Source organism: Nonomuraea sp. MTCD27 (genome assembly GCF_041950495.1).
Taxonomy (GTDB): Bacteria; Actinomycetota; Actinomycetes; order Streptosporangiales; family Streptosporangiaceae; genus Nonomuraea.
The window spans coordinates 25,425-32,003 of record NZ_JBGNUW010000052.1 but is presented as its reverse complement, the minus strand read 5'-3'; the positions used below and the strand labels follow the sequence as shown (position 1 = coordinate 32,003).

The window sequence follows — 6,579 nt, the reverse complement described above, 5'->3', positions numbered from 1 at the left end:
AACATCCCCGGCGGAACGCTCAGGCTGAGCCGATCGACGGCAAGCACGGATCCGAATCGCTGGGTGAGGTCCGCCACCTCGATGGCGGGGACGGAGAAATCGGGCACGGCCTTCTTTCCTGAACGTTTGGTGAGCGGGTTCTTCGTCGCAAGCACTGGAACGGCACGCGCCGTGCCGAGAGCGGACGCGGTCATTTTGGGCGGCTATCGGCAAACCTGTCAACACGGTACGTGCCGTGCCGATAAGGTGATGTCGTGACCACCAGCCACCACGATCGAGCCGCCACACGCACCAAAGCGATCATGCAGGCCACGCTTGCTCTGGCTCAGGAGACCGTGAAGGGTGTCAAAACTCGGCCCTGACCTGCCTCTTCATGACTGCATCCGTTGGTCAGCCAGCGCGCTGGTACTCGTTGGTCAGCCCGCCGAGAACGTGACGATGCTCGATCCGGCCCAGCGGCAGCGGGATCACGTCGGAGTCATCATTGGTGGGAGCTCGGAGGGCGAGGGAGCGGTGCGGCCGGTGGCGATTGTAATGATCGGTGTATTCGTCCAGCACGGTGCGAAGGTGCCGTTCGCCGAAGATCAGCAGCCGGTCGGTGCATTCCGTGCGGGAGGTGCGGGACCCATCGCTCGGCGAACGCGTTCGCGCGAGGCGCCCGCGGCGGAATCTTCAGCACGTGAATGCCGTCGCCTGCGAAGACCTCATCGAAGCTGCTGGCGAACTTCGTGTCCCGATCCCGGATCAGGAACCGGAACGCGCCGGTCCGGTCCGTCAGATCGGCGTGAAGGTTGTGGGCTTGCTGGGCAACCCAAGCGCCATCAGGGTGGGCGGTCACGCCGAGCACGTGGACGAACCGGGTGCCGGCCTCCACCACGAAGAAGACGTATAACCGGCGCAGCGTGACGGTGTCCACGGTGAAGAAATCACACGCCAGCGTGCTCGCGGCATGGGCGCGCAGGAAGCCACGCCAACGGTCATCAGCACGTCGCGGCGCCGGACCGAGCCGCGCTCGTTTCAGGAATCGGCGGATCGTCGCACTGCTGACTCGGTGGCCCAGATGCCGCAGTTCGCCACGGATACGCTCGTAGCCCCAGCGCGGATTCCATCAGCGAACGCCCCCGCGCCCATGAAGCACTGCCTCCAGCCGAACGCATCCAGGGCGAACACCGTTTCATAGGTCGGTGCAAACGGGTAGCTGTGTGGAACAGCCCTCTGAAACGATCTCGGAGTGCGCGACGACGGTTACCCGCGCGTGGAGGCTCACGCTTGCCCGATGACCTCCTGCGCCGCCCCGGCCGAGTCGCCCTGCCGGACCGGCAAGGGCAAGGTGGCCGTCCAGTACCACACCACCCGCTTCCGGCTGATGCCTGCACTCGCCAAGGCGCTCACTCAGCTCGACTCCCTCAAGGCCGCAGGGGCGAGCCGGATCTTCTCCGAGAAGATCTCCACCCGCGTCACCACCCGCCCCGAGCTCGACAAAGCCGTCGCCCTGGCCGAGCAGCTGCGCGCCGCCGGCATCGGCATGGAGTTCCTCGCCGGCGAACTGCAGGGCAGCCACAACCCGTCCGGCGTGGTGTTCTCCGTACTGGCCGCGCTGTCGGGGACGGAACGCGAGTACATCCGCAACCACCGATGAGCGAGAATAAACCGCAGGTCAACCACCATGCACGAGTATCGGCACAGCACCCCGCCCATGGGCACCTCGCCGACGGCCCATCTCACCGGAGTCCCCGGTGGCGACAAATATCTGTGGGAAGACCTCTTCTACCGGGACTCCACGACCGATTCCAGGCATGTCCGGGCCGTCCTAGAACATCCCCGGAGCGCCATCCCTGCACCGTTAATGACCAGATATCCATCTGACGCTTGCGTAATTCCCCAGGGGCTTGATCGGATAGTTCCCTAGGTCATGGCCGCGTTCTCAGATGAGCTCGGCCGGGTCTTTTACTGGTGCCGAGCTCAGCGACCTGCCCCTTTCCGGGGTCGGCGGGCGGCCAGCTCGACTCGGGCGAACAGGACGGCCAGCACGGCCAGCACGGCCGATGGGGCCAGGAGCCATAGCCAGCGCTGGGCCCACCAGCCGGCGGTTGGCTCCGCCGGCAGGGTGCCACCCAGCCCTTCATAAGCCCACAGCACCACCAGGTACGCGGTCATGTGCCAGAGAAAGATGGTCAACGCGACCACGTTGAGGGCCACCACCGGCTTCCAGGCAGTCGGCCGGCGCAGCAGGCGCTCTGCGACCGGCGTGACCAGGGCCAGTAGCCCGAGTTGAAAGACGGCCAGGGCGGCGATGGTGGCGTTGGTCGGGAAGATGTTGGATTCGGCGGCGCCGGTGGTGGACACCATCGAGAGGGGGTGGCCCGCTCCCACTGTCAACCCGACCAGTCCGGCCAGTCCGGCCCCGACAACCGCCAGTCGCTGCGCCAGCGGCCGTCGCCCCAGCTCCCAGCTGCGCCAGGCGTAGCCGAGCTGATGGCAGAACAGCCACACCAGGGCGGCGGTCGCCCAGGCAGCCCAGGCCTGGTCGGCGCCGCGGTCCGCCACGCTGCCGAGGGTGATCAGCAGCACGAGCGCTCCCAGGACCCCGGCTCCGTAGCGGGTGTGCAGGTTTGCGGTGATCGGCACTGTGGCGATCAGCAGGCCGTACACGCCCAGGAACCACAGCGGTGTCAGGTAGCCGGGGAACCATTCCCACATCCATCGGTGCGGGCCGGGTAGGGCGGCCGCGATCAGCTCGCCGGCGAGCCAGACCAGGGCCCAGACGGCCGTCGGCCAGAGCAGCCGGCGCAGCCGGCTTCGGACGAACTGGCCGGCGGTCGTCCCGCGCGCTTGAGCCCGCTGCCAGCCGACCAGGTTGGCGTATCCACCGACCAGGAAGAACACCGGCATGATCTGCAGCACCCAGGTGGCCAGCCAGCCACCGGGTACCGCGTGGATCGGGTTGGGCATGGACAGGCTGCCGTCGGCGGTGCGGTGGGTGACCGACAACGTCCAGTGCCAGAGGGTGACGACCACGATGCACAGCGCGCGGGCGGCGTCGACCACCCGGTCGCGGGACGTCGGTGTGGCCGCTACCAGCCGGTCCAGCGTCGATCGCTCGCCCGCGACACGGCGGGTCTGCCGGCTTTGGCGTCTGCTGTTCAGCGGTACAGCTCCTCGATGTCGGCCGCGAAGTCCTTGTGGACCAAGGCACGCTTGACCTTCAGGGTCGGGGTCAGATATCCGTTCTGCTCGGTCAGGTCGACCGCAAGGATCCGGAATCTGCGGATCGACTCGGCCCGGCTCACGGCCGTGTTGGCCTCGTCCACGGCTGTCTGCAGCCTGGCCAGCAGATCCGGGTCGTCGCGTAGCTCGGCCGGGCCGGCCTGCTCGGGCCTGCCGGCGGCCCGCTTCCATGACGCCAGCGCCTCGGCGTCCAGGGTGATCAGCGCGGCGGTGTACGGCCGCCGGTCGCCGACGACCACCGCCTGGCTGATGAGCGGGTGGGTGCGCAGGCGGTCCTCCAGTGGCTCCGGGGCGAGGTTCTTGCCGCCGGCGGTGACGATGATCTCCTTCTTGCGGCCCGAGATCGTCAGGAACCCGTCCTCGTCCAGGGCGCCGACGTCGCCGGTGCGCAGCCAGCCGTCGTCGGTCAAGCTCTGCCTGGTCACCTGCTCGTTGCGCCAGTAGCCCTGGAACACGATCGGGCCTTTGATCAGGATCTCGCCGTCGTCGGCGATGCGGATGTCGACCCCGGGCAGGGGCGGCCCCACCGTGCCGATCTTCAGCGTGTGGGGCAGGTTCACGGTCGCGGCGGCACTGGTCTCGGTCAGCCCGTAGCCTTCCAGCACGGTGATGCCGATCCCTCGGAAGAAGTGGCCCAGCCGCACGCCCAGCGGCGCTCCGCCGGAGATGGCGTAGCGGACCCGGCCGCCGAGCGCGGCCCGCAGCCGCCGGTACACCAGCCGGTCGGCCAGGCGGTGCGCCAGGCGCAGGCGCCGGCCTGGCCGCCCATCGTCCAGTGCCTGGCTGTAGGCCACGGCGGTCCGCTCGGCCCAGTCGAAGATCCTCCCCTTGCCCTGAGCGCGGGCCCGCTGCTGAGCAGTGTTGTAGACCCGCTCGAAGACCCTGGGCACCGCCAGCAGGAACGACGGTTGCAGGGCGGCCAGGTCCTCGGTCAGTCTGGCCCGGTCGGCGTTGTGCGCCAGGCACACACCCCGCTCCACGCAGGCCACCTGGATCACCCGCGCGAAGACGTGCGCCAGCGGGAGGAACAGCAGGGTCGAGGCGTGCCGGCCGAAGATCTGCTCCAGGCTGTCGATCGCGACGCGAGCCTCGTGCAGCAGGTTGCCGTGACTCAGCATGCAGCCCTTCGGGCGGCCGGTGGTGCCCGAGGTGTAGATGATCGTCGCCAGGTCGTCGGCCGACACCATCCGGCGGCGCTCACGCAGCTGAGCGTCGTCCACGTCCAGCCCGCCCTCGCGCAGACGGTCCAGCCCGCCGCCGTCGATCTGCCACACCTGCAGCGGCCCGGACAGGCCCTCGGCCACGTCCTCGACCAAGCGGCGGTGCGTCTCGTGCTCGGCCACCACGGCGACCGGGCCGGCGTCCTCCAGCACCCAGCGGACCTGCTCGGCCGAGGAGGTCTCATAGATCGGGACCGGCAGCGCCGCCACCGTCCACAGGGCATAGTCCACCACCGTCCACTCGTAGCTGGTGGCGGCCAGCAGCGCGACCCGATCGCCGGGCTGGATCCCGGCGGCGAGGAAGCCGGCCGCCAGACTGCGAACGTCGGCCGCGAAGTGCCTGGCCGTCACCGGACGCCAGCTGCCGGCCGACCGGCGCCGGAACAGGACCAGGTCGCTGTTCACCCGTTCGCCGGCGAACACCACGTCGGCGAGCTGGGCGTCGGGGGCAACCGTTATCGGGGCCGGGACCGCATAGACACGCATCGTTCATCCCCTACGACGAAAAAAGGTCAGCCAGGTGGCGTCGGCGAACTGCGGCACCGGGCGGCGCACGTACGGCGGCAAAAAGCAGCCAATTAGCCTGATTCCCCAGGTCACCAGGCACACACCTGACAAGCGAAGGCTGTACGGCGCAGCCCGGCGTGCCACCATCGGCCCGCGCCGTCCTGGCCCTGGACGGCCTCGGCATGCGAGTCGCTCCTGGACCGGCCGGCTCATCAACAACAGCCACCAGTGCTTCATGAACGGCCGAGCTACCGCCCGAACAAGAGTCCCTCGTGTGTCGTCCCCACCGGGAAGACGAGCGGCACGTAGAGTAACGACACGTCCAGGACCTGGGGAATCACCTGATCAGAACCCCCTGGGGAACAACGTGAGCGCCGACATTCCGGTGGATGGAGACTCTCGTGGCAGCCACCGAAACCGGCAGCGCCGGACCGCCACCCGTGGACCTGGTGAACCGGCTCGCCCATCCCACAGACGCTGACATCGCCGCGGTCGACGCCTGGTGGCGCGCCAACAACTACCTGACCGTCGGCCAGATCTACCTGATGGCCAACCCGCTGCTGCGTGAGCCGCTGGCCGGCGAGCACATCAAGCCGCGGCTACTGGGACACTGGGGCACCAGCCCTGGCCTGGCGCTGGTGTACTCACACGCGTCCCGGCTGATCCAGCATACCGGGCAGCAGATGATCTACCTGGCCGGTCCCGGGCACGGCGGCCCGACGCTGGTCGGGGCCGGATACCTGGAGGGCACCTACACCGAGATCTACCCGCACATCACCATGGACGAGGAGGGGCTGCTGCGGCTGTTCCGCCAGTTCTCCACACCCGGCGGGATCCCCAGCCACGCGTCGGTGACGACCCCGGGCTCGATCCACGAGGGCGGCGAGCTCGGCTACGTGCTGCTGCACGCGTTCGGCGCGGTGATGGACAACCCGGATCTCATCGCACTGGCGATGGTCGGCGACGGGGAGGCGGAGACCGGCCCGCTGGAAGGGTCGTGGAACGGGATCTCCTTCCTGAACCCGGTTCGCGACGGCGCGGTGCTCCCGGTTCTCCACCTGAACGGCGCGAAGATCGCCGGGCCGACCCTGCTGGCCCGCAAGGACCGGGACGAGGTCCGGTCCCTGCTGACCGGGCACGGATATGACGTGATCGAGGTCGAGGGTGACGACCTGCCCGGCATGCACCACCGGTTCGCCGACGCGCTGACGCGGGCGTGGGCGTCGATCAGGACGATCCAGGCGGCGGCCCGAAGCGGCGACTGGGACGGCACCCGGCCCCGGTGGCCGATGATCGTGCTGCGGACGCCGAAGGGCTGGACCGGACCGGACGTGGTGGACGGGGTGCAGGTGTCGGGCACATGGCGCTCTCACCAGGTGCCGCTGGCCGGAATCAAGGGCAACAAGGAGCACCTGCGGCTCCTCGAGGACTGGATGCGCTCCTACCGGCCCGAGGAGCTTTTCGACGACCACGGCGCGCCTCGGGCGCCGGTGCTGTCGCTCAACCCCGAGGGAGAGTTGCGGATGAGCGCCAACCCGCACGCCAACGGGGGCCTGCTCACCGTCGACCTGGACCTGCCCGACTTCCGCGACTACGCGGTGCCGGTGAAGGCGCCGGGCCGGGA

General features: G+C 69.0%; 4 protein-coding genes and 3 pseudogenes. 3 read left to right on the top strand and 4 right to left on the bottom strand.

Features of this window, described 5'->3' with window-relative positions; genetic code table 11:
- Positions 1-194: pseudogene (locus ACBJ59_RS62075) on the bottom strand (hypothetical protein); the annotation flags it as partial.
- 196 nt (positions 195-390) lie between these two features.
- Positions 391-609: pseudogene (locus tag ACBJ59_RS62070) on the bottom strand (integrase core domain-containing protein); the annotation flags it as partial.
- Between the two features lie 70 nt (positions 610-679).
- Here ACBJ59_RS62070 and ACBJ59_RS62065 point away from each other — a divergent pair.
- Together ACBJ59_RS62065 and ACBJ59_RS62060 are read left to right on the top strand one after the other, a co-directional pair.
- Positions 680-892, top strand: a complete 213-nt coding sequence (locus ACBJ59_RS62065) for a hypothetical protein (RefSeq protein WP_375119271.1) — start codon at positions 680-682, stop codon at positions 890-892.
- A 384-nt stretch (positions 893-1,276) separates the two neighbouring features.
- Positions 1,277-1,639 (top strand): hypothetical protein, encoded by a 363-nt coding sequence (locus tag ACBJ59_RS62060; protein ID WP_375119270.1) that lies wholly within the window; start codon positions 1,277-1,279, stop codon positions 1,637-1,639.
- A gap of 323 nt (positions 1,640-1,962) precedes the next feature.
- On the opposite strand, the gene ACBJ59_RS62055 is transcribed toward ACBJ59_RS62060, so the two are convergent.
- Together ACBJ59_RS62055 and ACBJ59_RS62050 are read right to left on the bottom strand one after the other, a co-directional pair.
- On the bottom strand, positions 1,963-3,048 hold the full coding sequence (locus tag ACBJ59_RS62055) for an acyltransferase (protein ID WP_375119269.1): 1,086 nt from the start codon (positions 3,046-3,048) through the stop codon (positions 1,963-1,965).
- 95 nt (positions 3,049-3,143) lie between these two features.
- The gene (locus tag ACBJ59_RS62050; RefSeq protein ID WP_375119268.1) at positions 3,144-4,934 is read right to left on the bottom strand and encodes an AMP-dependent synthetase/ligase; all 1,791 of its coding nucleotides are present in this window, start codon (positions 4,932-4,934) and stop codon (positions 3,144-3,146) included.
- A gap of 410 nt (positions 4,935-5,344) precedes the next feature.
- Between ACBJ59_RS62050 and ACBJ59_RS62045 the strand changes: the two are divergent.
- Positions 5,345-6,451: pseudogene (locus ACBJ59_RS62045) on the top strand (phosphoketolase); the annotation flags it as partial.
- Positions 6,452-6,579 lie beyond the last annotated feature (128 nt).